Source organism: Hallerella sp., assembly GCF_022776125.1.
Classification (GTDB): domain Bacteria; phylum Fibrobacterota; class Fibrobacteria; order Fibrobacterales; family Fibrobacteraceae; genus Hallerella; species Hallerella succinigenes.
In genome coordinates, this window is record NZ_JALFIA010000047.1 from 28,203 (window position 1) to 53,735 (window position 25,533).

General features: G+C 50.2%; 27 protein-coding genes and 1 tRNA gene. 7 read left to right on the forward strand and 21 right to left on the reverse strand.

Features of this window, described 5'->3' with window-relative positions; translation table 11 throughout:
- Positions 1–4 precede the first annotated feature (4 nt).
- The 7 genes from MR847_RS05710 to MR847_RS05740 are packed head-to-tail and all read right to left on the reverse strand — an operon-like array spanning position 5 to position 5,805.
- On the reverse strand, positions 5–1,267 hold the full coding sequence (locus MR847_RS05710) for a hypothetical protein (RefSeq protein ID WP_287723184.1): 1,263 nt from the start codon (positions 1,265–1,267) through the stop codon (positions 5–7).
- Entirely contained in the window at positions 1,264–1,950 is a 687-nt protein-coding gene (locus MR847_RS05715; protein ID WP_100424707.1) for a hypothetical protein, read from the reverse strand. The genes MR847_RS05710 and MR847_RS05715 overlap by 4 nt, the downstream gene beginning before the upstream one ends.
- On the reverse strand, positions 1,951–2,619 hold the full coding sequence (pyrE, locus tag MR847_RS05720; protein ID WP_287723185.1) for an orotate phosphoribosyltransferase: 669 nt from the start codon (positions 2,617–2,619) through the stop codon (positions 1,951–1,953).
- A gap of 1 nt (position 2,620) precedes the next feature.
- Positions 2,621–3,121 (reverse strand): MFS transporter, encoded by a 501-nt coding sequence (locus MR847_RS05725; protein WP_287723186.1) that lies wholly within the window; start codon positions 3,119–3,121, stop codon positions 2,621–2,623.
- A 12-nt stretch (positions 3,122–3,133) separates the two neighbouring features.
- Positions 3,134–3,979, reverse strand: a complete 846-nt coding sequence (purU, locus tag MR847_RS05730; RefSeq protein WP_100424704.1) for a formyltetrahydrofolate deformylase — start codon at positions 3,977–3,979, stop codon at positions 3,134–3,136.
- A gap of 34 nt (positions 3,980–4,013) precedes the next feature.
- Complete coding sequence (locus tag MR847_RS05735; RefSeq protein WP_287723187.1) at positions 4,014–4,913, reverse strand: FISUMP domain-containing protein; 900 nt, start codon at positions 4,911–4,913, stop codon at positions 4,014–4,016.
- On the reverse strand, positions 4,906–5,805 hold the full coding sequence (locus tag MR847_RS05740) for a cation diffusion facilitator family transporter (RefSeq protein ID WP_198514842.1): 900 nt from the start codon (positions 5,803–5,805) through the stop codon (positions 4,906–4,908). The genes MR847_RS05735 and MR847_RS05740 overlap by 8 nt, the downstream gene beginning before the upstream one ends.
- 37 nt (positions 5,806–5,842) lie before the next feature.
- On the opposite strand from MR847_RS05740, the gene MR847_RS05745 reads away from it, so the two are divergent.
- The 6 genes from MR847_RS05745 to ribD are packed head-to-tail and all read left to right on the forward strand — an operon-like array spanning position 5,843 to position 12,449.
- On the forward strand, positions 5,843–7,336 hold the full coding sequence (locus MR847_RS05745) for a choice-of-anchor I family protein (protein WP_287723188.1): 1,494 nt from the start codon (positions 5,843–5,845) through the stop codon (positions 7,334–7,336).
- A 13-nt stretch (positions 7,337–7,349) separates the two neighbouring features.
- Entirely contained in the window at positions 7,350–8,267 is a 918-nt protein-coding gene (locus MR847_RS05750) for a M23 family metallopeptidase (protein WP_277002674.1), read from the forward strand.
- Between the two features lie 24 nt (positions 8,268–8,291).
- On the forward strand, positions 8,292–9,749 hold the full coding sequence (locus MR847_RS05755; RefSeq protein ID WP_277002672.1) for a lamin tail domain-containing protein: 1,458 nt from the start codon (positions 8,292–8,294) through the stop codon (positions 9,747–9,749).
- A gap of 3 nt (positions 9,750–9,752) precedes the next feature.
- Complete coding sequence (locus tag MR847_RS05760; protein WP_287723189.1) at positions 9,753–10,520, forward strand: hypothetical protein; 768 nt, start codon at positions 9,753–9,755, stop codon at positions 10,518–10,520.
- Between the two features lie 44 nt (positions 10,521–10,564).
- Positions 10,565–11,431 (forward strand): PAS domain-containing protein, encoded by an 867-nt coding sequence (locus MR847_RS05765; RefSeq protein WP_287723190.1) that lies wholly within the window; start codon positions 10,565–10,567, stop codon positions 11,429–11,431.
- Positions 11,418–12,449 (forward strand): bifunctional diaminohydroxyphosphoribosylaminopyrimidine deaminase/5-amino-6-(5-phosphoribosylamino)uracil reductase RibD, encoded by a 1,032-nt coding sequence (gene ribD / locus MR847_RS05770; protein WP_287723191.1) that lies wholly within the window; start codon positions 11,418–11,420, stop codon positions 12,447–12,449. The genes MR847_RS05765 and ribD overlap by 14 nt, the downstream gene beginning before the upstream one ends.
- 8 nt (positions 12,450–12,457) lie before the next feature.
- Here the strand turns inward: ribD and MR847_RS05775 are convergent, their stop codons facing one another.
- The 13 genes from MR847_RS05775 to MR847_RS05835 form a co-directional block, all read right to left on the reverse strand.
- The gene (locus tag MR847_RS05775) at positions 12,458–14,101 is read right to left on the reverse strand and encodes a hypothetical protein (RefSeq protein WP_287723192.1); all 1,644 of its coding nucleotides are present in this window, start codon (positions 14,099–14,101) and stop codon (positions 12,458–12,460) included.
- Positions 14,102–14,117: 16 nt separating this feature from the next.
- On the reverse strand, positions 14,118–15,935 hold the full coding sequence (locus tag MR847_RS05780) for a UbiD family decarboxylase (RefSeq protein WP_287723193.1): 1,818 nt from the start codon (positions 15,933–15,935) through the stop codon (positions 14,118–14,120).
- 12 nt (positions 15,936–15,947) lie between these two features.
- Positions 15,948–16,430 carry a hypothetical protein gene (locus tag MR847_RS05785; protein WP_106519026.1) on the reverse strand — a complete coding sequence of 161 codons (483 nt, stop codon included), beginning with the start codon at positions 16,428–16,430 and terminating at the stop codon, positions 15,948–15,950.
- A gap of 65 nt (positions 16,431–16,495) precedes the next feature.
- Positions 16,496–17,539, reverse strand: coding sequence for a CofH family radical SAM protein (locus MR847_RS05790; RefSeq protein ID WP_287723194.1), 1,044 nt, complete (start codon positions 17,537–17,539; stop codon positions 16,496–16,498).
- A gap of 17 nt (positions 17,540–17,556) precedes the next feature.
- The gene (gene argS / locus MR847_RS05795) at positions 17,557–19,269 is read right to left on the reverse strand and encodes an arginine--tRNA ligase (protein ID WP_287723195.1); all 1,713 of its coding nucleotides are present in this window, start codon (positions 19,267–19,269) and stop codon (positions 17,557–17,559) included.
- Complete coding sequence (gene rsfS, locus MR847_RS05800; RefSeq protein ID WP_287723196.1) at positions 19,256–19,867, reverse strand: ribosome silencing factor; 612 nt, start codon at positions 19,865–19,867, stop codon at positions 19,256–19,258. Before rsfS ends, argS begins: the two co-directional genes overlap by 14 nt.
- Entirely contained in the window at positions 19,864–20,211 is a 348-nt protein-coding gene (locus MR847_RS05805) for a LytR C-terminal domain-containing protein (RefSeq protein ID WP_100424689.1), read from the reverse strand. Before MR847_RS05805 ends, rsfS begins: the two co-directional genes overlap by 4 nt.
- Positions 20,212–20,276: 65 nt before the next feature.
- A complete protein-coding gene (gene panD, locus MR847_RS05810; RefSeq protein WP_100424688.1) occupies positions 20,277–20,624 on the reverse strand; it encodes an aspartate 1-decarboxylase in 348 nt (115 codons plus the stop codon).
- 5 nt (positions 20,625–20,629) lie between these two features.
- Positions 20,630–21,400: a hypothetical protein gene (locus MR847_RS05815; RefSeq protein WP_106519022.1), complete on the reverse strand. Its 771-nt coding sequence runs from the start codon at positions 21,398–21,400 to the stop codon at positions 20,630–20,632.
- A gap of 23 nt (positions 21,401–21,423) precedes the next feature.
- Positions 21,424–21,507, reverse strand: a tRNA-Leu gene (locus MR847_RS05820).
- Between the two features lie 57 nt (positions 21,508–21,564).
- The gene (locus MR847_RS05825; protein ID WP_106519021.1) at positions 21,565–22,476 is read right to left on the reverse strand and encodes an SPOR domain-containing protein; all 912 of its coding nucleotides are present in this window, start codon (positions 22,474–22,476) and stop codon (positions 21,565–21,567) included.
- A 9-nt stretch (positions 22,477–22,485) separates the two neighbouring features.
- On the reverse strand, positions 22,486–23,811 hold the full coding sequence (gene miaB / locus MR847_RS05830; RefSeq protein WP_287723197.1) for a tRNA (N6-isopentenyl adenosine(37)-C2)-methylthiotransferase MiaB: 1,326 nt from the start codon (positions 23,809–23,811) through the stop codon (positions 22,486–22,488).
- Between the two features lie 3 nt (positions 23,812–23,814).
- Entirely contained in the window at positions 23,815–24,456 is a 642-nt protein-coding gene (locus MR847_RS05835; RefSeq protein WP_100424684.1) for an HAD family hydrolase, read from the reverse strand.
- 51 nt (positions 24,457–24,507) lie between these two features.
- Here MR847_RS05835 and MR847_RS05840 point away from each other — a divergent pair, with 51 nt between their 5' ends.
- On the forward strand, positions 24,508–25,212 hold the full coding sequence (locus tag MR847_RS05840; protein WP_287723198.1) for a DUF2334 domain-containing protein: 705 nt from the start codon (positions 24,508–24,510) through the stop codon (positions 25,210–25,212).
- Positions 25,213–25,268: 56 nt separating this feature from the next.
- Here the strand turns inward: MR847_RS05840 and MR847_RS05845 are convergent.
- A partial coding sequence (locus MR847_RS05845) for an efflux RND transporter permease subunit (RefSeq protein WP_287723199.1) occupies positions 25,269–25,533 on the reverse strand: 265 nt, incomplete at its 5' end.

Below are 25,533 nucleotides of genomic sequence, written 5' to 3' on the forward strand. Positions count from 1 at the left end.
AAGTCTATAAAGACCAGTGGTATTCGAGACCGAGCTGAATAAAGCAGTCTATAGTGGAGCCACCGATGACCGTAGGCTCGGCAACCGCGTCTACGGAAGGCTCCCTGTCGAGAATGCGACCGCGGCCAGCGAGACCCGCCCGCAAATCGATGCCGTAATGGTCTAAGAGAATCGTCCGCATGCCGACAGCTAGGACAGCACCTTTGTAAAAGTCCTTGAATTCGATACGCGCTTTGTACGCTCCCGATGCTTTGTAACCGCTCTTGGTGTCGATCGATTCCGAAAGGAAGCTGTAAATAAATCCTAGGGAACCGTGCGGTACAAGCGTCACGTTCTTATGTATCGGGAAACGGTAAGAAAGCATCAGGCTTAGACCGACTTCAAAACGGTAGAACTTCCAGTCATCGAGTTCGTTGTAAACCGTATCCTTCTCATCGATCTTCGCATCGTGTTCCGAAAAACGCAAAAAGATTTCCGAACCGATAAAATCGAACCACGTGCCGCCCGCATAAACGTTCAAAAGCGGGGAAGAGTCTTCGATAAAATTCCACAGCGAAAGGGAATCCCGCGTATTGCGGTAATTCTTGATTTTGCTGTTCAGCTTGCGTCTGTACCAGCTGTCGGGCGTGAACGGCACCTGTGCCTGCGTGTAACCGCCTGCGACGCCAAAAAAGCCTCTAAAAGTCGGAATCTTGGAATAGTATTCGTTGGGTTCTACCGCTTTCTTTGCCCGTTCTTCTTTTGTTAAACGGCGATTCGTGCTGCCGCCAAAGAACATTTCGGCAATCGCATCGCCTAATGCAACCTTGTCGCTGTTGAACGGTAAGGAACCGGCAGCCTTCGGGGAATAGCTTGTTTCGTCAAAGAGGGCGACCGTGAGCGTGTTTCCGTTCTTTGTCATGTACAGAATGTACTTGTCTTCGATGGCGGAAAGGCGGGACTGCATTTTCGCTTCACGGGCTTTTAAAAGTTCTGTCGGGATTCCCGGAAGCAGATTGTTCTTAAGCCAGACAGCGTAAAGGATGGCGCTTGAATCGCGTTCCAGTTCTCCAGCGATGCGTACGGACGGGCTTCCGATTCCACTGTTGTTGCGCTTTAACGAAAGGGAAAATTCACGTGGGTCGATCGGCGCTGCGGAATCCGGCGTCCACACTAAAATTTCGGGATCCTGCCACAGGGTAAACGGTTCGCGGAAGTAAACGTCTTCGGCAAAAACGGCGCCTGCAAAACAGCATGCCGCTGCAAAAAACTGGAACAAGCGCTTCATCGGATACCTCCGTCGATGCCTGCCACAAGGCTATCTGCCGCAAAAATCGAAACCTTGGAAACGTCACCCGGTTGAATGCCGTGCGGAATCGCAAGCGGAACTTCGGCGACGGCGGAATACAGCGCACGCTGTTTCACGTTGTCCCAGAGCGTATAAGAAAGAATGATCGTCAACGCCTCGGAAGTGCGCTTTGTTTCTTCTTCGTTGTTGATAAGCGTATAATCAAAGAAGTAGTCTTTTTTCAGATCGAGCCCGAGCGTACATTCGTGAATCAAAATCAAATGCTTGGGCGTTTTGCCTTCTGGACTTTGGAGCGAAACGCCTTGGGCCGGAAAGCGGCCTTTGATGTAAATTTTTTCGTCGAGCTTTTGGGTCTCTTCGGGGAGCTTTGCATAAGCGGAATCGGGCCAAATATAAAGGCTCGGGTAGCGGGTGCTTTGCAGCTCTTTTATAAAGGCTTCTTCAAGTTGCTTTCCGAGCAACAGGTATACGGAATCGCGCGGAATTTGCAAGTGCTTTGCAAACCATTTGTCCCGAGTAATGACGACAGCGTGATGGAGTCCGAGTACGGCGATTTCTTCTTGCGCACTCGGAGATTCCCTGTAATAGGGATGAGACGCGCTCCACTGCTTGCTCGCGCACGACGCTAAAATAAGCGATAACAGAAGGAGCGCCCCCTTCATTTACACACCCCATTCTTTGCGATAAGCGCGAACGCGTTCGAGAATATCTTCCGGTGCACCGATTTTTTTGCGATTGTCTTCGCTTTCGAGGAACGAGATGATGTCGTCGATGTTGATGATGGAATGGGCTTCGATGCCGTAGGTTTCCTGAACGGTTTCAAGAGCGGACTTTCCATTTTCAAGGCGTTCGCGACGGTCGACGGAAATGAGGAGACCTTTGATCTTCGCATTCGGGAAGTTCTTCATGGTCTGCATCGTTTCGTTCACGGAAGTACCGGCGGTAATCACGTCTTCGATGATCACGACGTCCTTGGCTCCCTTGTAAGTGTCGCCGACGAGGTTTCCGCCTTCGCCGTGGTCCTTTGCTTCCTTACGGTTGTAGGTGAAGCTCAAGTCCAGGTTGTGCTTTTCGGCGAGTGCGATCGCGGTCGCTGCGCAAAGAGGAATGCCCTTGTAAGCCGGACCAAAAAGGTTTGTCGCCTTGCCGCTAAAATGTTCAACAAAAGCCTGAGCGTAAAATTCCGAAAGGCGGGCGAGAGCTTTGCCCGTGCGGAACTCACCCGTGTTGATGAAGTACGGCGTATGACGGCCGCTCTTGGTCACAAACGCGCCAAACTTGAGGGCGCCGGTTTCTACGAGAAAGTGGACGAATTCATCCTTCTTGATCATATTAGTTCGAGCCTCCGATGAGCAAAGCGAAAATGCCGCTCAGGACCTGGTAGCTGGTAAACACAGAAAGCGATACCAGAATGATAGAGATAAGAGCGCAAAGACCGATGTACCAGAAGAAAGACTTCTTGAAACCCTTGATCTTGAGCTTAAAGATGAGCCAGACGATTACGGAAAGAATCGCTGCAAAAATCCAGGCGACCGGAGCGGTAATCGCCGCGAGGCAGCTCACGAGGTAAACGAGTGCGACGCCCGGAATAAAGAAGAACACAATCGAAAGCACGGTCAAAAGGGCGAATCCTACATAGTGAGAAAGATCGCGTTCCTTTTGGATGATGACCTGCGGTTCCTGCGGCTTCGTTTCTTCCTTCGGCTGTTCTGCTGAAGGTTCTGGCTTCGGAGCTTCTGCGGTCAAAACTTCCGGCTGGACTTCTTTGGAAGCGTCCGGAGCGGGGGTTGTCGAAATGATTTCGGCTTCCTGGATTTTGTGTTCTTCTGCCATGGGAATTCTTCCTTACAAAATGAAAGTACGGCCTTCGTACACGAAGACGCGGTGTTCGAGCCAGAGCTTCACAGCGGTTGAAAGGGTACGCTTTTCGATATCCTTGCCGAGTTCCACAAGTTCATCGATCGAAGCGGTTTCCGGAACGCGTTGCACGTCCTGGCAAATGATCGGACCCTGGTCCAGATCTTCCGTTGCGAAGTGCGCCGTTGCACCGATAATCTTCACACCCTTGCGCCATGCTTGGTGATAAGGCTTTGCGCCCTTAAAGGCGGGGAGGAAGCCGTGGTGAATGTTCACGACCTTGTACTTGAATTCTTCGGTGAATTCCGCCGAAAGAATCTGCATGTAGCGGGCGAGAACGATTCCATCGGAATTCGTTTCTTTGATGATTTCACGGAAACGATTTTCAGAAATCGATTTTTCCTGATTGCTCGGTACATAGTAGAACGGAACGCCGAATGTGCCGCCGACCGGGCCTAGTTCCGTGTGATTGCTCACGATGCAGCTGAATTCGCAAGGAAGATCTCCGTCGCGGTGCTTCAGCAAAAGATCATAAAGGCAGTGGTCTGTTTTGGAAACGAAAATCGCAAGGCGTTTCACCTTGGAAGTATCGTGCAGTTGCCAGGTCAGCGAAAGGTGCGGACCGATGGATTCAAAATGGTTCTGAATTTCTTCAGCAGCGGACGGTTCGCATTCAAAAACAGCGCGGAGAAAGAACGTTTCGATATCCTTCGCGGTATGCTGCGTCAAATCGATGATGTTTGCACCGGCATTCGCAAGAACCTGCGTTGTGCCGGCAATGAGACCCTTTTGGTCTGGGCAATGAATTTGCAAAATGTAACGGGTAGTAGCCATGCCCTCAATATAGCATTTTGCAGTCGCTTAAACTTTATTTGGCAAGGATACAGCGCAGGCTAGCGCCGAATTCCGGCTGGAATCTTTCGTAGGAAATGTCCGAGGAATTCTTTTTAAAAACGGCGACTTTTCCGTCCGCGGTCCAAAAATAAGCCTTGTCTCCAGCATCCTTAAATTTGCGGGCTTTTTCGGGAACGTCGGATTTTGCAAAATGGGCGCCGCTAGCGCGCACTCCAAAGCTGAATTCATCGGTTCCGTCGCCACCGTTGTTCCAGCCGAAGGTCGCCTTGAGCTTTTTTGCCGGATTTTGTCCGACAGTCTTGGCAAGAACTTCAAAATCGGCGATTTTCGGCATACGGAAACTAGTCGGGCAGGCGTTCTTGGCGCTTTCCCAGTCGTAAAGCCTTCCCCAAACATTGCACTGCATGCAAAGAGAACCTTTGACCGGGGCGAACTGGATGTTTTCTGCTGTCCAGATCGCGTCTCCGATACGAACCCATTCGTACTTCTTGCCGTCGCGCGGGTCCGTGTAAGACCCTTGAACTTCCGGGTCGCCTTCCATGTCGAATGTCTCGGGGAAGGCTGCAATCGTTCCCATTTCGTACAAAGTAATCGACTGGACGTTGCCGTTTTCGTAATAGCGTTTCACGGTCCCGTTTACAGCGCCGTTCGTGTAGCTGAGTTCCGCCTTGAGCTTTCCGGATTCGTAATATTCCTTTGATTCGCCCTGTTCTTTTCCCTTTTCAAAATTTCGGGTGCGCTTCACTTTGCCGTTCTCGTAGAATTCCGTTTCAACGCCTTGTTTTGCGTTTTCGACGTACTGGACGCGAGAACGCACCTTCCCGTTCGGGTATTTTTCTTCGCGAATGTCATCGCAGGCGGTCAAAGAAAATACGGTAAAAGCCATAGCCAAAAGCGTTGCAATTTTAGGCATGTCCGTCCTCCCCAAGAGGTTCCATATGAACGTTAATCTGAGTCTGTTTGCCGTATTTTTCGCGTAGCTGCTTTTCGATGTCGGTGGCGACGTCGTGCGCTTCTACAAGGGAAATGTCTCGGTCGAGTTTAATGTGAACGTCGATCGCGTAGGCGTTCCCGATTTTACGGGTTTGCAGATGATGGTAAAAACGCACCTTGTCTGTGTTGCGGATCAGTGTGGAAATTTCATTTTCGATGTCTTCGGGAAGCGAGGCTTCGAGCAGTTCCTGTACGGTCGGAAATCCGATCTGGTATGCCACGCGTCCAATGAAAAGGCTCACAAGAATCGCCGCAATCGGGTCGAGAACCGTGTACTTGCCGCCGAGCAAAAAGGCTCCACCAATGCCGATCAAGGTTCCGATACTCGAAAGGGCGTCGGAACGGTGATGCCAAGCGTTCGCAATCAAAACGGGACTGTCGATCTTCTTTCCCATTTTTGCCGTGTACTGGTAAAGCGCTTCCTTTGTCACGATGCAGACGACTGCCGCAATCATGGCGATCCCCGAAGGCGATTCCAGCGCGTTTCCTTGCATAAAAGAGAAAATCTGTTTTGCCGCATTCACACAAATGCCCACCGCGACAGCGAACAGGGCAATGCTAATCAGCAACGAAGCCATCGTTTCAAATTTACCGTGGCCATAGGGATGGTTCTTGTCGCGGTCTTCGCCGGAAATTCGCACAAAGATGATGACGATAAAATCCGTCACAAAATCCGAAAGAGAATGAATGCCGTCCGCAAGCATGGCTGCGGAATTTCCAAAAATTCCGGCGAGAATCTTCCCGATTGTCAAAAGAAGGTTCACAAAGAAGCCGTGCCAAGTGATCCGTTGCGCAATTTTAACTCGTTCCATTTCCATCGTATTGAGTAATTTAATAATTTAAAATCATATGAAAAATACAATCCTTGCTGCTCTCGTTTTGTCGGTATCGCTTTTTGCCGCTGGCCTTGAAGAAGTCGGGCGTCTGACTCGAGCGAATGGGCTTTCGGGCTCGGAAATTTCCACTTATATAGCGTCGCAAAAAATGCTCGTTACGACATCGGGCGATCATGAGGTATTTCTGATTTCCCTCGAAAATCCGGAAAAGCCCCAAATCTTGGAATCGCTGAATTTTAAAGGCGAAGTTCCTTGTGTTTCGACGCATCGGGATTTCCTCGCTATTGCAGAAATGAACAATCCGAAAACTTCGCCGGGAACGCTTCACCTGTACAAGGTTCAGAACCGTAAATTGAATAAATTAAAGAGTTTTACCGTGGGCGCTCATCCCGATATGGTCGCTTTTGCGCCCGATGGCAAAACACTTCTCGTCGCAAATGAAGGCGAGCCCGATGACGAAGCGGAGGTCGATCCCGAAGGCTCGATCAGCCTCATCGATATTTCGAACGGATTCGAAACGGCGCGTGTCAGCGAATTGGATTTTGCCGCTTTCGATAGCCTTTCTCTCGCGAATGCCGGCGTTCGTTTGGTGGGTCCTGGACGCTATCTGCAAAACATAGAACCGGAATACATTTCGTATTCTCCCGACAGTAAGTTCGCCTTTGCAACGCTCCAAGAAAACAATGCTGTCGCAAAAATCGATGTGAAAAAAGCGAAAATCACGGACGTCTGGGGACTCGGCACAGTCGATCACGCCCAGAAGGGGAACGAATTCGACTACCGCAAAAACAAAACGATCGAACTTGAAAACGCTCCGATCCGCGGCTACCTGCAACCGGACGGTATCAAAGCCTTTGAAGCCGCTGGAAAGCTTTACTTTATAACCGCGGACGAAGGCGCAAAGCGCGACGACGATCCAGCGACAAGCGACGTCACAACCGCCCAATCCTTAAAGGCGCAAGGTCGCTTAAATGAAAGCGTCTTTACCGCCGAACAGGTTCAAAAGATGGGAAAGCTCCCGATCGACGCGCTGAACCCCTGTGACGGAAACGAACCTTGCCGCTACCTGAATACCTTTGGGGGCAGAAGCGTGAGCATTTTTGACGCTCAAACGGGCACGCGCATCTGGAACAGCGGAAACGCCCTGGAAAAGTTTCTCGCAGAACATCATCCGGGACTCTTCAACTGGAATTCCAAAAAAGGCAAAATCAAACCGGATTCGCGCAGTGACGATTTGGGCCCGGAACCGGAAAATGTGACCGTTGGAAAGACAAAATCGGGCTTGTACGCCTTTGTCGCCGTGGAACGCTCGAGCGGAATCGCTGTTTTTGACCTCAAAAACCCTAAAAAGCCGCAAATTTTGGATTATTTCGCAAGTTCTACCGATCGTGGACCGGAAGGAGTACTCTTTATTCCTGCCGAAAATAGCCCCGAAAAAGGCGTTCCATTCCTCGTTGTGGGTTACGAATATAGTACAACGCTATCCATCTACCGCGTAAATTATTAAATTTGCGTTTATCATGAGATTTTTCAAACTTTCCTTTCACATCGAAGGCTCTTCCAAGTCGCATGCTTTGCGCCTTCCGGAGTTCTCTAAACGTGTGCTTAGAGTGGGAAAGGGTCTAGTGTTCGCAGGAATCGCCCTCTTGGTGTTGCAGGGCGGTGTTCTCTTCACTTATGATTTTCTCAAGGATCGTGCCATCGGTAGCCGAATCTCTTTGTCCAAGAAGCTCGACAAGGAGCAGGCGCGTTTGGATTCGTTGAATATCGAAATGGAATCCCGTTTTGAAAATGAGGATCTCCTCCATTACAAGTTCGGTCTGAACCCGACGGATCGTTCTACGCGAGAAATGTCGATCGGCGGACCGGAAGCCCCGGAAGTCCGCCTGAGCAGGTCTGCGTATCCGATTCTCGACCAGGCTTTGACCTTGCGTGCCAAGGCGGAACAGTTCCGTTCCAAGGCTTACGAAAACGAAAGAAGCTTTACGGAAGTCGCTGGATTTGTCGGACAGCAATATGCGCATTGGCAGCATATTCCTTCGATTTCCCCGACGACTGGCCGTTATGCTTCGACATTTGGCGCTCGCGTTCACCCGATTACCGGTGTTTCGCGCATGCACAACGGCATAGACATTGCGAACAGCCGTTGGACTCCGATTTACGCATCTGCAGATGGCGTGGTCACCGTTTCGCGTTACAGCGAATCCTTTGGCAACTATGTCGCTCTCGATCATGGAAACGGCTATGTGACGAAGTACGCTCACATGCAGTTGAACTCCGTGAAGCAGGGACAGTTCGTGAAGCGCTATCAGCTGCTCGGTTATATGGGTAACACCGGTCTTTCTGCCGGACCTCATTTGCATTATGAAGTCTGGTATAATTCGAAGGCCGTCAACCCGCTTCGCTATATCCTCCCTGGAGAATACGCGATTCAATAGACGTAACCGCGTTTAACCTTATTCATGAACTTGCTCACCTGGCTTGGCGCAGCCGCCTTGGGAGCGTGTCCGTATTTAGCGGAAATCCTTCCCGATCCTGAGGACGTGGATGATTCCCGTGGTGAATTCGTCGAAATTCGACTGCCGCAAACGCCGTGGCACGATACGCTCTCCGTTTATTTTGAACAGAAACTGATTTGGAAGGGAACCGTTTTAGAGCCTGCGAAACGCTTGCTCCTGATTCGCGACACGAGCCTTTGTCCGACATCAAAAAAACTTGCCTGTGAAGCGCTTTTGGGGAAAGGCTTTCCCAATTCCCGCTCCTCGGAATATTCTCTGTGGAGTGGCGCCTGTAACGATTCTGCGGCGCTTCCTAAACCCAAACCCGGAAAATCTTTTGTGCGAACGGACAGCTCTTTCGACTCTTGGACCTTTGCCGAAGCGAGCCCCGGACTTCCGAACGCTTACCTCGAAGAAGATGTTCAGGACTGTCGCATTGAAATCGACACGGTCTTTTTTTCTGCATCGGGCTGGAAAGGCTTTTGGACGCTCACCGGTTGTGATTCGGCGTGGGTCAAGGCTCTGTTTCGTAGCACGGCATCTCTCACGGAAAACGCTTGGCAGGGTGATTTCACACGGGGCAGTCGCAAAGAATTCTCCACGCACATCTCTTCGGACGCTTTGCAAATACAGGTTTTTCTTCCGCCTGATGACATCCCTGCAAATGACTCCTTGGACACGTTGATTGCAAAACCCGGAGCATTCCCGATCCGCATCACAGAAGTGCACCCTTGCCCAGAAGAAGGTTCTCCGGAGTGGATAGAAATTTACAACGCCGGCGCCCGTGAACTTTCCCTTTCTTTAATGAACCTGTGCAGCGAAAAAACTTTTTTGACGGGTGCCGTTTTGCAAAAGCACGAAAGCGCGGTCCTTGTGAAAGACACCGCTCTCATGCGCACCTTTGTCGGAAACGACGACGTCAAAATTTTACCGGTGAATTTCGGATATTTAAAAAATGCAGCGGACACGCTTTTTCTTTGCCAAGGATCTTCGCCTGTAGATTCCGTCATCTGGGGAAGGAACGCGCGCATTTCGCCGCACTGCCCACAGGGATTTTCGGCCGCGACCGGCCGCCCCGAAAACAGCCCGGGATTTCAAACTCCAGGAAGCCTTGCCGCGTCCGCCGAAAAATCAAAAGCGCCGCCTTTTTCTGTAGAATGGAATGCGCGCCTGTTCTCCAAACGGAATCCGTCTAAACCGCTCATGCTTCGCGTGCGCTCGGAATCCGCAGTATCGGAAGTCCTTGTGGAACTCATTTCGGGCAAGGGCGATTTGCTGTGGAGCACAAAGCTTTCTGTAGATCCTTCGGGAAACTCTTGGTCAGAAATTCCGCTGCATCAAAAAGGATTTTTGGGGGTGAACTTTTTGCGCATATCCCAAGGCGCCTTTGAAAAGCGCATCGGGCTTGTGCTTCGACCGTGAGGAATGATGCAAAAAATCTTTTTATGCTTTTTGCTCGGGTTGGGAATGCTTTATGCAGAAGTCCGCGTTCCCAAGCCTTGGAATCCGGGATTCTTTGACGGCGGAAAAAATCCTGCGGAACGCGCGGATGTCTTTCGCCTGGGACTTCTTTGGACAGAACCGATGGAAGGCGTGGATTATCAGGTTCTGGGCTTTGCTGCGGAATGGGGAAATGCGCGTTACTATTCGGGAATCTCTTTTGAAAGCGTCTTTTTGGATTCGCTTTACCGCAGTGAAAACTTCGGGCTCGACCTTTCTTTTTCCACTTTGCACTGGATTTGGGGAGCGGGGGGCTCTGCCGCGGTGCAGATCGTTCCCGGAGAAGCTTCCTGGTGGGAGTGGAATGTTCGGGTGGGATGCGCTTTTCGCGTGCAAAAGTTTGGCGGGGGCGTTTGGGGGACGTATCCAGGGTACGGATTTGAAAAATCTTTGACCGCTCATGCCTTTTGGATGCCTGGGGAAAGTTTCCAAAGTGGAATATTATTTTTGATGCGGCAAAAGAGAGAACCGCTCTGGATCTTTCAAGAACGCTTTGGATTGGGGCTGCTCGCTTTGGAAGGAAGTCTGGCTTTCCCAGGGCCCAAAGTGGGCATAGGGCTTCATTTCCAGTTGAAAAATTGGGGCGCGGGCGTCGGCATTCACCGTGATTCGGACTATATGAATTCCAAAATGGTGGAAATCGATTTTCAAAGCCACAAAAAAGAAAGTAAATTTAGAGAAAACAGTCAGTAATTTCTCTGAATTAACGTCAAATAATGTAAATTGAGGACATGCTGATGGAGGTTGTTGTATTTACGATTGCGATGACGATCGCAACGATCGTGTTATTTGTGCAAAATGCCCGATTGAAAGATCGAGTGGCATTGATTAAGCTCATAGATCTGAATACAAAAAGCCTTCTTGCCATTATTGATATGAAGTCTTTGAAAGTGCTTTCCGCTTCGAATGCCTTGCTGAATGTGCTGGGCATTCCGCGTGACGAAGTGGCCAAGCATGATATTCGCGAAACGATCCATCCGGACGATATGAAGCTTTTGCATACTTCGTTGTCGGCAGTCCGTGAAAAGGAAAAAAAAGGCTACCCGATTGAAAACGCTTTTGACAGCTTGCGCGTTCGTTTGCGCGACGTGAATTATGGTTGGCAGTGGTATGAAGTTTACGGCTTCTTTACCAAATACAATTCTCACCGTTTGCTGTGCTGCTCTTATTTTCCGGTGAATGAACAGATGCGCTTGTCGGCGGATCTGGTGGAAACCCGCCATAAAATGGAAATCCTTTTGAACAACTCGTTCAACATTGTTTGGGAAATGAATTGCTTGACCCGTCAGCTGGTTTTGATTTCTCCCATTACGCGTGAACGTTTTGGAGTGGATGATCGAGACGCAGGTCTGATCCTTTCGAATGAAGAAGTTTTCCCTGAAGAAGATATCCGCTATTTCCGAGAAATGCTGAATCATCGCATTGCCGCTTTGGCGGATAGCGATCGGATGAATGATGAACCTCAGGTTCACAAGGTCCATGTGAAGAATCGCGACGGCTCCATTGTGGAAATGCTGACGCGTAGTACACTTAAAAAAGATGATGTTGGACAGTATACTTTATACGGTGTCAGCCAACGGATTCAAAATAATGAATTTCATTAATCAAGCTTTTGAAGAGGCTCTGCTCGCAATCGGAGTTTCTTACCCCAATCCTGCAGTCGGAGCGATTGTCGTCAAAGATGGCCGAATTGTCGGGAAAGGTCATACCCAGGTCGTCCACGGTCCCCATGCCGAAGTGATGGCTCTCCGTGATGCGGGTGAAGCCGCTAAAGGTGCAACTCTTTACGTGACTCTAGAACCGTGCTGCCACTACGGTAGAACGCCTCCGTGCACCAGTGCAATTATCGCTGCAGGAATCGAAAGGGTCTATTTCGCCCATCGAGACCCGAATCCCTTGGTCTTTGGGAAAAGTGAAAAAATTCTTGCTGAAGCAGGAATCGTTTCGACATATGTGGAACCATCTCCGGAATTTTCCCGCTACTTTGAAGCGTACGATTATTTTGTGAAAACCAAGAGTCCCTTTGTAGAATGCAAAATGGCGGAATCCGCAGACGGTTTCATTGCACGGGAAGACCGTAGCCCGGTCCGCATTACCGCAGATATGGCGAACGCCTGGACCGCCAAATGGCGCAGAATGGCTGAATTCATTCTCGTCGGCGGTGGAACAGCTTTAGCGGACAATCCGCATTTGACGGTGCGTGGTGTCTCCGGAAACAGCCCGTGCCGCGCCGTCTTCTGCGGGTCTCAGGTTTTACCGTCGACGCTTTCCCTCTTTGACGATCCGCAAAAAAAGACGCTCGTCTTTAGCCGGAATCCGCAGCCGAATTTGGAAGGAATTGCCGAAGTGCATCTGTTACCGTCCCAAGATTTTACCGAAAACTGGAAGTGCGTCCTCGACACCTTCGCAAGTCTTGGCGTTCACCGCTTGGCAGTCGAAACCGGGGCGACGCTTGCCCAGGGCATTTTAAGCTCTGGACTTTGGAATCGTTTTTATATTTTGCGCTCCGCAAAAACGCTCGGCACAGGTCTTCCCTGGAAAACGGGAAAAGAACCGAAATTTCAAAAGAACGAAAACCTTGGCGAAGATACACTTTGGACTGCTTTGAATCCGATTCCGTAAAGTTTGACTCAGTACATTACAATAAACGGCTGAAGCTTGCTGCGCGCTCCCGCTCTAAAGTAATAGAGGCCCGGGGCTAAACGGTTTTTGACTTCATCTGCGTCCAAACAGAAAGTCGATGCCGTGTACTGATAACGCTTTACCAATTTTCCCAAGCGAGTGCGAATCTCGATAAATTTTTTCGAATCGGGAAGTCCTGCAAAGCAGAGCGGGGATTCTCCTCTCCACGGATTCGGGAAACTGCGCATCGGCAAGGAATCTTGCGCGGGTACAGTCGAAGAGGAATTCCTTAGGTGGGAAAGGATCAGCACGGCATTTTCTGCAGAACTGATGTCGGCGGCAAGGCTTGTAAAGGAAACGGTATCCAGGGAAACGAAAAGCGCCTTTTGCTTTTTGCCGTAAAAGGCGACGCTCGCCTTGCCTTGGAAATTCGAAAGGTCGGGCAGCGAATCGAGTTTGAGACGGTAATAGGCAAAGGCGGGGAATTCGAGTTCCACGGATTTTGTCGTCGCCGCAAGCATTTGCGGGGAAGTATTCCATTCTGCGGCGTCGCCTGTAATGAAGTCTGCGGTATCGATGAATGAGGCACGATCTCCTGAAAAGAACAGGCGAGAAATAAAATCTTGAAAGGCGGAATCCGGATCGAGCTTGCGGCTGTTCAATTCTTCGGCAAAGATGTCCTCTAAGGAGCGGTCGGAATTTTTGCTAAAACGTTCCCAGATTTTTTTGTCGAAGTCTCTGCCGAATTCCTTGTCGTTGTAAAGTCCCCAAAGGGCAATCGAGTACGCTTCGATATCGGAAAAACTTTTTTTGTTCGCCGAAAAAAGCGTGGGCAGGTAATTCCAATAATCGTTGATGTCCGGAACGGTGATTTCTTCAAAGGCTGTCGCCGAAGCTTCGAACCAGTATGAGTCAAAGACTTCCGTATAGGCAAACTGGAGCGTGTGATAGAATTCGTGAAAAACGGTCACGCGGATTCCGTCGCCGAATTCCATAGGGTACAGTTTTTCGTTGAAGGAATTGCTCTGTGGAACGTCGGCTTCGGGGTAAGTGCAGCTCGCGTCGAATTCGCTTTGAAGAATCGCACTTGAAGAAGTCTGGTAGTAAAAATCGTTGTCGATAAAAATCTGGGTTGCTTGAGCGTTTTCGCCCGGCGCAAAAACAAATCCCATGCAGCCTTCGCAATAACCTTGGAACAAAGATTCATTATTGCGCACCAGGGAAAGATCCAAAACTTCCACTGGGAAAAGCTCTACGTGTGAAGCCTTTTGGTAATGCCAAGTTGTGTCGGCGGCAATCGGCTTTAAGTAGCGGAGTTTTGAAACGTAAAATTCCCAGGCTTTTTCAAGGTCTACGGCGAGCGTATCGATAAAGGCTTCTTTCGTCGCATGGGGACCTTCGAGCACGTAGTAAATGCGAAAGTGTGTAGTCGTTTTTTCTTGGACCGCTGTGGTGTCGTAATAGGAGCTTGCGTCACAGTTGGTGATTGGCTTGTACGAGCTGCGTGCAGAAGCGTTTTCTGCAACGGGGCGCTGTTGCTGCCAAATCAGAGGGGTTCCGCAACGGCCAGCGTAAGCAGGCGAAGCGAAATTCGCTAACAAGCAGAACGTGGCGCAAAAGAGGATGTGGCTAAACAGCGGAAACGCTTTCACGGGACGCCTTGCTTGACTATTGCCTGCATTGCTGCTTTTGGGCGCGGTGCAAAATGTCGCGCGCCAAGGCTTCGATTTGGGGATCTTCTTCTACGACGGCTTGCATTTGCGGCTTCATACGCGCGTCAATGCAAAGAGGCGCTTCACACGTCCAATGCTTGTTTTCAAAATGGGAATTCGCACCGTAGATGTCGCGCGCAGGATCGCTGCGGGTAAAGGTGACCCAAAGCCAGTTGTCCATATTCTTGGCCGCAAACGAAGCGTCTTCGGTCACGGTCACGAACGGGAACTTTTCACGGGCGTCCCAATTTGAAAGGGCGCAAGCAAGAACTTCTATCTGTGCAGATGGAGAAGCTTCGATGACGAGCGCCCCCGGGAATGCAATCTGCGGATTCAAAAATCCGTCCGGTAAATTTAGGTTCGCCAAATCTTCTGCAGAACGTCCGAGAGAACGGATTGGAGAGCCTGCTACCGCAAAGATTACCTTGGAACCGTGATTCAAGGTACTGCCGGAATAATCAAGAGTATCGATTGTCGTCTCGGTTTGAAAATGTACGTCTTGATTCAAATGCAAACGTTCGAAAATGTGAATAAAGTAATCGACGATGTGTCGGGTGCTTAAACGCGGAGAGTCTTCACGGGCGGCGATAAAGACATACTTGGAAAGCGAAACCTGATTAAAACCGAGAAGCGCGTTCGCTTCTTTCAAAAGTTCCATCGGTTCGCGTTCTTTCTTGTACGGTTGGTAACGTTCCATGCCGATGGCGAGGAGCAAGGAATGCACGCCGGCCGCATCGACGGAATTCATTTCGCAAATGCCCGTCACTGACTGCGGCACGATCGGTTTGACCAGTTCACCAATCAGATCTCCGAAAATCGAATCTTCCTGCGGTGGTCTGCCCACAGTCGTGAACGGATAGATTGCATTCTTTTTGCAAAAGACTTTTTTGACGTTCAGATAGGGAAAGTCATGCTTTGCGGAATAGTATCCGATATGATCGCCGAAGGGACCTTCCGGTTTGAGGTTCAAAGCGAGTTCTCCCAAAATGCAGAAGTCCGCATCGCTTGAAATTTTCCATCCTTCGTAATCGGTATAACGGAAACTGCGCCCGCCGAGAAGCCCGGCAAAGAGGAGTTCCGAAAGGTCCTGAGGCATGGGCATTACCGCCGCAATCGTGTGCGACGGAGGACCGCCGAGCCAGATGCTCACTTTTAAAGGAACGCCCTGTTCGATTGCCGCTTCGTGGTGCCGTGCAATGTTGCGTTCAATCTGGTAATGCAGACCGCATTCCGCATCCTGGACGTAATCGTTTCCCGAAGTCTGGATGCGGTACATGCCGAGGTTCGACTTCAGCATGTTTTGCTCGCCAGGCATCTGTGAAAAGACTTGCGGGAGCGTTAAAAAAGTGCCGCCGTCGTCCCGGTGCAACCGGATCTGCGGAAGCTTGGAAAGTGTGGTTTCTTCGGCAAGGACAGGCGCTCGCAGACTCGGAAGCGGGAGAGCCGAAATTCCGATACTCGGAAGCGACGGCCAAAGGCTCGGGCTCTTGAGAATTTTCATCGGATCGCCGTGGAAAGCGATCGCGGTTTCCGCTTTTTTCAGAGTCTTTCGAAAAAGAAAGCGGGCGCGTTCTTGCGTTCCAAAAATATTGGCTGCAGCGCGGAACGGGGAATTCTCTACGTGTTCAAAAAGGAGAGCTGGCAAGGATTCTCGCGTCGCGATTTCTGCCATTTTCGGCATTACGAGATCCGGGGAAACCTCTTCCCGAATACGCAACAACATCCCGTGCTTTTCTAAATCTAAAAGCGCACTTTCCAAGGAATTGTAAGGCATTGTGCGTTTCCGTTAGCCCGCAGAGAATCCAGAAGAGAAAGCTCTAAAGGTTTCGGTCTGGCGACGAGATTCAAAAGCGTTCTTCGCCTGTAAAAACTTCTGGCGGGCGTCGAATGCGTAGACGACACGAGCCTTTTCCAAAACGCTAGTCATGTCCACCGGTTCGCCGTTGTAGGAGAATGCGTCCGAGCATTCCAAAAGACCGTCGGTCATTTGAATGGAATGTTCTGCATGGAACATGGAGAACGGTCCCTGTTTCAGTTCGACTGTCCAGGAATTGCCGTTGATCGAGGAAACAAAGCCTTTCCAGTTGACAATCTGGAAGCCGGAAACAAGACGGTAAGAAACGGTGGAACCGATTTTCAAATCTTCGTCCAAGCGATACAGCAACGACGGCGTATCGCTCATATCGAAAATCAGCGGGAAAGCGTGAAGATACTGAAAAACTTTGCCTTCCTGAATTTCGAAACCGGATGTTTGAATGATGTTTCCCATTGTACTCTACAAGATAATAAAATCCTCACCTCAGATGCAGAGGTTAGAAAAAAATCGCGAGGAATTTAGAGATCGCATGTAAAGTTCAGGTCGCGGCGGTAAGGGGTGAAGCCCGCTCCGCGGATAAAGTTTTCCGCTTCCGCAATGCCGCGGATACCTTGAGATTCCAGAACATTTTCTTCGAGGACAATGCTGTTGATGTCGTCCGCACCCGAAACGAGTCCCAGTTCTCCGACAGCCTTTCCCATTCCAAGAACAGAAACCTCGATATGGCGAATGTTGTCCAGGTAAAGGCGTGAAAGCCCGAGGAGCTTTAAGTACTCCATCGGAGTCACGTGGCGAATGGGGAAATCGTGGGTTTGCGGCTGGAATGTCCAGGCGACAAAACTTTTGACTCCGCCTGTTTCATCCTGAAGACCGCGGACGAGGTCTAAGTGGGCAATGATATCTTCAGGAGTTTCTTTGGTCCCGATGACGATGTTTGCACTTCCCGGAAGACCGTTCTTCTGGCAAACGGCGAGTGTATTGCGCCATTCGAGGGAGGAAAGTTTTCGTGGACTGAGAATCTTTCGGATTCGGTCCGAAAGAATCTCAGCGCCTGCTCCGGGTACCGAAGAAAGGCCCGCGGCTTTCAAAATGTTCAAAAGTTCGACGAGAGTTAATTTGTGTGCATCTGCGATGCGGACGAGTTCTACGGGCGAAAAACCGCGAACGCTCATGCCGAGTTCTTGGGTGAGCATGCGAAGAATGTCCGTGTAATACTCGATTGGCAGTTCCTCGTTCACGCCGCCTTGCAAAAAGATCTGGTCGGCGCCGAGCTTTTTGGCATCTTCAGCCTTGCTGCGGATCTGTTCCAAGGAAAGCACATACGTGCCGCGTTCCCCCGCTTTGCGGGCAAAGGAACAGAAACTACAGTTTACAGAGCAGACGTTCGTGTAATTGATGATGCGGTAGACCGTATAGCCGACCCGTTTGCCGGGGAGCTTTGCATGGCGAACCGCATTCGCCGCTTGGGCGATTTCCGTCCATTCCGCTTCCTTTAAAAGCAAAAGCGCTTCCTCGGGCGTGAGCCTTTCGAAGGAAAGCGACTTTTGAAGTAAAGGATGCATGGATTGAAATATTCCGATTACATGTTGCGAACAGGGAAGAGTCCGAGCAACACGAGAACGTCTTCGAGAATGATCTGTGTGCATTTCACGAGGAAGAGACGGGACTTTTCTTCTGCACTGCCGAGAACACGGTCGTCGTGGATGAATTTGTGTGCGGCGCCTGCAATATCCAAAGCATACTGGGCGAGTTCACACGGTTCATCGGTTTCGCAAGCCTTGAGAATCTTTTCAGACTTCTTGGCAAGGAGCTTGATCAGTTCATAGGCAGCATCGTCCAAAAGCTGGTCAAAGTTTACATCCTGCAGAGTCACATCGTAGCCGGCCTTGCGCATAATGCTGCAAAGACGCACGTGCGCGTTCTGCACATAAGGACCGGTTGCGCCTTCGAAGCTCAAAGCGCTGTCCCAGTCGAACTTTACGTCCATCAAACGGTGGTTCTTCAAGTCGTTGAAGGTGAGGGCGCTAATGCCTATCTGCTGCGCGATCAGTTCCTTGTTTTCGAGTTCCGGATTCTTCTGGTTGATGAAGTCCAAAATCTTTTGCTGAGCGGCTTCAATCACGTCACGCAGGAGCTTTGCCTTGCCGGTACGGGTCTTGCCCTTTTCCCACTTGCCGTCGATCAGGTTCAGGATCACGCCGAACGGAATATGGACGAGCGTGTCGTGCCAGTTGTAGCCCATTTTCTTGAGCACAAGCTTCACCTGTTTAAAGTGCAAAGCCTGTCCCAAGTCCACCACGTAGAGACTCTTGTCGAAGTTGTATTCCTTTTTGCGGTAGATCGCGGCGGCGAGGTCACGCGTTGCGTACAAAGTACTTCCGTCGCTCTTGCGAATCAGACATGGGTTCAGCTTGTATTCGTCTAGCTTCACCACGTCGCGTTCTTCGCTGCGCTCCAAAAGGCCCTTGGCTTCCAAGTCCTGGATCACTGCCGGCATCTTGTCTTCATAGAAGGATTCGCCTGTGTAATAATCAAAGTCGACGCCCATCATCTTGTAGATGCGCATCAGTTCCTTGAGAGTTGCCGCACGGAAGGCGAGCCAGAGCTGATGGTAGAAATCATCGCCCTTTTCAAGTTTCGAGAATGTGGCACGGGCTTCATCTTCGAGACCCGGTTCTGCTTCTGCAGCCTTAGAGAAGCTCGCGTAAAGAATGTTCAATTCCTTCACGGTCAGCGAATCGAGAGTCGCCTGGTCCGTCGGACGCTTTTCGCGCAGGTACATCACAATGAGCTTACCGAAGGCCGTGCCCCAGTCGCCCAAGTGATTGATGCGAACCACCTTGTAACCCGCAGCCTTGTAAATGCGAGAGAGAGAGTTTCCGATCATCGTCGAACGCAAATGATGGAATGCGAGTTCCTTACCGATATTCGGGGAACTGTAGTCCATGCAGACCACTTTACCGTTGGATTCTGCATGACCGTATTCAAGACCCTGAGAAAACACGGCTTCGAGAATCGACTTGGCGAGGAACTTACGGTCGATGAAAAAGTTCAAGTAACCGGCGACCGCTTCCACTTTGCAAATGCCGTTCGGAAGTTCAATTTTCGGAGCGAGTTCTTCTGCAATGACTTTCGGAGCCTTGTGCAGGGAACGAGCAAGGACAAAGCAGGGAAGGGTGAAGTTGCCATGTTCCGTATCCGTCGGAACGGTGATCAGCTTTTTGGCCTGTTCAAGTTCAAAAGCGCCGGTAGCGGCAACAGCCTGGGCTATCGCATCATTAAATGAGTTCATCTTCAACCTTTGCTTTCTTGGCCTTGGTCTTCACAAAGTTCTTTTCTTCGAGGTCGACAATCTTAGCATCGCTGTAGAGTTTGTCAAAGGCGAGCTCTTCGCGTTTGGTCTCTTCAAACAGCTGGATCATCAGGTCAAAGCCTGCGTCGAAAACCGCCCAGCGCATGTTGATGCCCGGCTTGTATTCGGTGCGGTGCTGCAGACCCTGGTGCTTGAATTCCTTGGAAAGTTCGTCGAGAATCGCCTGCATCTGGGCTTCGCTTTCGCAAGTGGCGATGATCATGAAGTCAGAGGTGTCCGAAACACCGCGGAGATCGATCAACTGTAGGTTCTGGGCGCGGAGCTGGAAAAGGATTTCCGCTGCGGTCTTTACGGAGTTCGAGAAGGCTTCCTTTTTCGGAGCGGCTTTTTTCGCCGGAGCCTTTTGGACGGTAGCGGCAGTTTTATTGACGACTGCCTTTTTCACTGCGGTCTTTTTTCCCGCCGTTTTTTTGGCTGTAGTTGTCTTGGTTGCAGTCGTCTTTTTGGCGGTGGCTTTAACCGCGGTCTTTTTCACTGCGGTCGTCTTTTTAGTCGTTGTCTTTTTGGCTGTTGTCATGGTGTTCCTGCCTGTATCAATTTTTCAAAGTCCTTGCCCACATATACGGTCGCATCCACGAGTTTGTGCTTGTTTTCAAGTGGGATTACATTCTCTGTGTGAAGCGTTTTGGCAAGAGCTTCTGCCCCTGCCCAATGAGGATTGCGCAAGGCGATAATGGTTTCTTCGTAATTCCAAAGATTGTCGTTGCTCATTTCTACCACGTCAAAACCTTGAGTGCGCAAGTAGTCGCGCATCTTGGAAGCGGCGCCCGGAATTCCGCTGGAATTCAACACCTGAATATCACCCGGTGTTTCGCGGATTTCTTGAACGACCACAGGCTCGTCCTGACAAGAGATGAACATCCCTGCAAGGAAAAGCAAAGGAATTATCGTTGGTTTGGAATGATTCACGCTTTAAATATAGCGATTTAGCGCAGTTTGTTCTGGGAGTCGACCTTCACAACCGTCGGTTTCCAGGTCTTCGCTTCTTCTGGAGTCATGGAAATGTAGGAAACGATAATGATGAGGTCGCCTTTCTGGACCATGCGGGCTGCTGCACCGTTCAAGCAGATTGTACCGGAATTCGGTTCGCCTTCGATGACGTATGTGTCAAAGCGCGCTCCGTTATGGATGTCGAGAATGCCGACTTTTTCGAAAGGTAGAATGCCTGCCGCATCCATCAAAGCTCTGTCGAGCGTAATGGAACCTTCATAGTTCAAGTTCGCGTCCGTCACGGTAGCGCGATGAATTTTGCATTTAAGAAGTTCGATCTGCATTTTGCTTAGAAGCGCACTTGCAGAATACCAGCGAGACCACCTTCGAAGCTAGGACCAATGCCGAGGCTAAAGCGGTTTGCATCGGGGTTATTCGCCCACTGGGTATCGAAGAACGCGTCAGCAAAGGACCACCCGTGAGCACCGAGAATCGGAATCAACCAGTAAATCCAAGTGTTATCGTATTTATCGTTATTGATTGCGAAATAAGTAAGACCGCCAACGCCGACAACCCAAAGGGCATCCATCCAGATAGCTTTCACCGTTTGGTCGTGCTTCCACTGATAGAGGGACGGGATCACAGCGGAGAGGTAAGCCAGGTCCTGTTCTCCAGCGTGATTTCTATAAGTACGGTCAATATCGGAATCATCCAAGCCGCTAGCGCGAGAAGAAAGCCAGTCTTCTTCGGAAACACCGAGACGCTTCCAAGGTTCTTGGTTGTATTCAGACGGGCGGACGCCGAGTTCGGTAAGCTGAGTGAGCTTATCGCGGCTCATGCCGCTTTCTTTTGCCTGTTGGAATTCCCATTGGGTAAGGCCAGCGTTTTCGTAATCGAAACCAGCCCATTCGTCGCTCGAAGAACTAGCGGAACCCGCTACGGTTTCTTCGGGAGCGTTTGCGTCATCTGCGCTGTAATAATTTGCCCCATCTTCTTCTGCTGCAGGAGCATAATAAGTCGAGCCCTCACCCTCTGCATCATAAGTTTCAAAATCGTCTTGTGCGAACGAGACGGAGGCAGCAAAAATGCTGGCGCAAAGAATTTTGAAAGCAGTCTTCATTGAACCTCAGCAGTTCTCTATAATGCCGGGGGAGGGAATCGAACCCTCACACTCTCGCGAGTACCGGATTTTGAGTCCGGCGCGTCTACCAATTTCACCACCCCGGCTTGGGGTAAACACAAATATAGAACTGTTTACGAAAATTTGAGAGAAAAAAGAAAAAATTAAAGCTTTTTTACAGGCGTGTATTCCAAATGATGCTTGGAAAGCACTTCTTCGCCGTATTTCATGGCTTCATCACGGCTAGCAAAGACTCCTGTCTGCACCAGGTAGAGCGTCCTGTCGTCGTGTTTTGCTTCAATGATGCGGGCGTCGATTTTTTTTGCCTTGAGAGAGTTTGCGAGCATTTCGGCATTTGCCTGGATGCTGAATGCGCCTAGCTGCAAGGACCAGTCGCCTGTAGGTGCGGCTTCGTCCACCGATGCCGGTACGACTTCGGCTACGCTAGAAAGGGCTTCGGCTGCACTGGAAGTCGCTTCCGATGCGCTGGAAAGAGCGGAAGAACTAGAGCAGGTGGTGCTGTCTTTGGGAGCGGAGCTCGAACTGGCTGTGCTGGTTTGAGATTCGCTAGAAGTGATTCGTGGGGATGTCTTTGCTCGTTCGATTTCAGCGCAAAGGCTATGGACGGAATCGACGGTGTTTACTTTGTATAAACTTTGGCAGACCTGATAGATGACAGCGAGCTGACTTGGACGAGCTTTGGCGTAAGAAGCCTTGAGGCTTTTGTACGAGAGATCCGGGCGTTTCAAATAAAGTTCAAATTGCGCACGAGTCATGTAAAGATCGGAAACCACCGGCAAGGAATCCGCAGTGGCGAAAATCAAACTATCCAGTCTTTTTTTGGCGGCGGAAAAATCTTTGGAATTTCCGGTCTGCGAACGGGCGAGAACGCCCCACAGTGCGCATTCGGAACGTTTTGCCATATCCAGCGTCGGACAGACCGCTTCAAAGGCTTCCGCTGCTCCTTTCCAATTTCCAGAAACATAAGCCTTCTGCGCATCTTCAAGTGATGCCGCGGAAACGACTGTGGCAAGGGTCGTCGCGGTAGAGAAAATAATTTTTGCGAACAAACGCATTGTATCCTCTTATTCTGTAACAGGCGTGCCGCGGAGGGTCCATCCGCGGACTTCGTTGATATGACATTTGACATAGTCGCCAGGCTTCGCGGTTTTTGAAGCGAAAACGACCTTTTTAAAACTACCCGTCTTGCCGACCCATTCGTTCGGATCTTTAGACGACGGTCGTTCGACAAGGATTTCTTCGGTCTTGCCGATCATCAGCTTGTTGCGATTGAGCGTAATCGAATTCTGCAATTCCACGAGGCGGGCTAAGCGTTCCTGCTTCTGCTCTTCCGAAAGGGTTTCGGTTTCTTGTGCGCTGACGGTGCCTTCGCGCGGGCTGTAGGCGAACATGAAGGCTGCGTCGAATTGGGCCTCCTTGACTGCGGCAAGAGTCTGTTCAAAGTCTTCGTCGCTTTCACCGACAAAGCCTGCGATGATATCGGTCGTGAGACCGTAATCCGGATTCTTGCCGCGGAACTTTTCGAGGATCCGCATAAAGTCATCAACCTTGTATCGACGCTTCATTTTATCGAGAATAGCATCGCTTCCGCTTTGCAGTGGAATGTGGGCGTGCGGGCAAATTTCTGGAACGCTCTGCAGCACATCGATGAGCTTTTCCGTGTAAAAACGGGGATGCGGACTCATAAAGCGGATGCGGCGAATGCCCGGAATTTCTGAAATTTTCACCAGCAGGTCGGCGAAGTCCGTGCCGTGATTGCGGTAGGCGTTGACAGTCTGACCTAGCAGGCAAATCTCGGAGATGCCTCGTTCGCTCGCCTTTTCTACTTCGTAAATCACATCGTCTGCGGCACGGTACTTTTCACGTCCGCGGACAAACGGCACAATGCAATAGCTGCAACGGAAGTTGCAACCGCGCTGAATCGTCACATAAGAAGAAAACGGATGGGCAATCTTTGCATATTCGCCGATGTAATTTTCTTCAATATCAAATCCCGTGAGGACGCGTTCTTGAACATTGTGCTTTTTGACGATAACCGGATGCTTGAACAAAATTTCCGGAATCTGGTTGTACTTGTCGGGACCGATGACGTAATCGATGCAATCTACTTGATCGATGAGACGGGGGCCCAAATGTTCCGCCATGCAGCCTGTGACAATGAATTTGATCCATGGTCGGCGCTTCTTGTAGAATTTCATCTTGGAAATTCGTGCCTTGGCGCTTTCTTCCGCTTTTTCGCGTACGGAGCATGTGTTGAAAAAGAAAAGATCGGCTTCGTTTGGATCTTCGGTTGGTTCGCAACCGTTTTTTTCGAGCATGGAAGCGATGAGTGCGGAATCGTACTCATTCATCTGACAGCCGTAAGTGTCGATTAAATAATGCAAAGACATAGATTAGCGGAACTGTAAATGGACGAGGTCCGAAAAATGGGCAATAGAATAAGTCGGTTCCACAGGTGCAAAACTCGCGCGCTTGCCAAAACCGTTTTCGATAAAGACGCTGTCGATGCCTGCATTTTTCGCTCCGAGAATATCCGGGGCGTCATCACCGATCATCACGGCATCTTCTTTAGAAACTCCGGTGGCATTCAGGACCTTCAAGAAGGGGGCCGCGTCCGGCTTCCGGGGCGTATCTTCATCGCCAAAGGCAAAGGCTTCAAAATAGGATTCCAAACCAAAGTGTTTTAAAAGAGCAAGGCCTGGTGTGTGCGGCTTGTTTGTTGCAAGCGCCTTTTTGGCCGGGAAGTTCCTTAAAAATTCTACGACACCCGGATACGGTACCGTTTTTTCCAAGCAGTGTTGTGCGTAAAATTCGGAGTAGCATTTGTGCACTTCAAGAAGGGGTGCGTCGGCACCTTCCAAAGAGCGTTCGATCAGCTTCAGCGAACCGTTTCCGATGTAGCTTTTCACTTTTTCCGTCGGTAAAGTTTTCAACCCGAAAGCGGCGAGCGCATGGTTCACAGCCACGCTCAAATCGCCGAGCGTGTTGAAAAGCGTACCGTCCATGTCGAAAATGTACAGGGATTTTGTTTTCATCGTCCCAAATTTAGTATTTCGCACAAAGGCTTTTTATTATCTTCGCCATATATGGCTTCTAAATTCTTTCTCTGCTATCACGACCTTTCGGTTAAAAATGCAAAAAAAGCGGTGGGGCAAATTCGGCGTATCGCACAGTCGGCTAATTCGCCGATTACGGTCGCCGTGATTCCCGATGCTGTGCGGGCTTCGGCAGCGGATCTGGATTTTTTGAAGAATGAACTTAAAAGCCTTTTGCGGGACGGCTTTGAACTTTTGCTGCACGGAACGCGTCACATGGCGCTAACTTCCGTAGGTCGTAACTTTTGGGGCAAAAAGGCTCTTGCGCTGACGGAAAACGAAGCGGAATTTGCGGGGCTTGACGACTTCGATTCTTTCAGGTTATTAGAACAGGGGATGGTTCTTTGGGGCGCTTTGGGCTTGGACCTTCCGCGGGGATTTGTACCGCCCGCTTGGTATGGGAATGCCCATTTGAAGGAACAGGTGCTAAGCAAATTTGATTTTTATGAAGACCGTTTTGCCGTTTACAAGAAGTCGCAAAAGATTCTTTCCCCGGCATTGAGCTTTGCAGGCCTTCCGCAGCTTTCGCTGAACGTGGCTCAGACATCGGCGTGCTTAGCGCTCCGCTCTCCGCTTGGAACGCCTCGCCTCGTATTCCATCCGGTGGATTTTGAAACTATCGGCGAAGCGCGAATCTTGAATTTAACGCGATATGCGGTTTTAAAACGAACGCAGATCTTTTACCGAGATCTTTAATTTGTAAAAAAAACGGCTGATCTTTGATCAGCCGTTTTTGCGTTTGAATTCAGAGTTTATGCGAGCATCTTACGCTTTTGAATGAATTTATCTTTTTTCGTCTTCACTTTGGAGAAGATTGCGTTCGGGAGCCAGAAGAAGGTGGGCACCAGGTACATGGTGAGAAGTGCGGACACAATCAAGCCACCCACCGAGGCAATACCCATAGGCTGGGTCATGGCGGCCACGTCACCACCCAGGGCGAAAGCCAGCGGAAGCTGAGCCACCACGGAGGCAAACGTTGCAAGCACAATGGGCTGGAACTTGGTCTTGGCTGCGGTC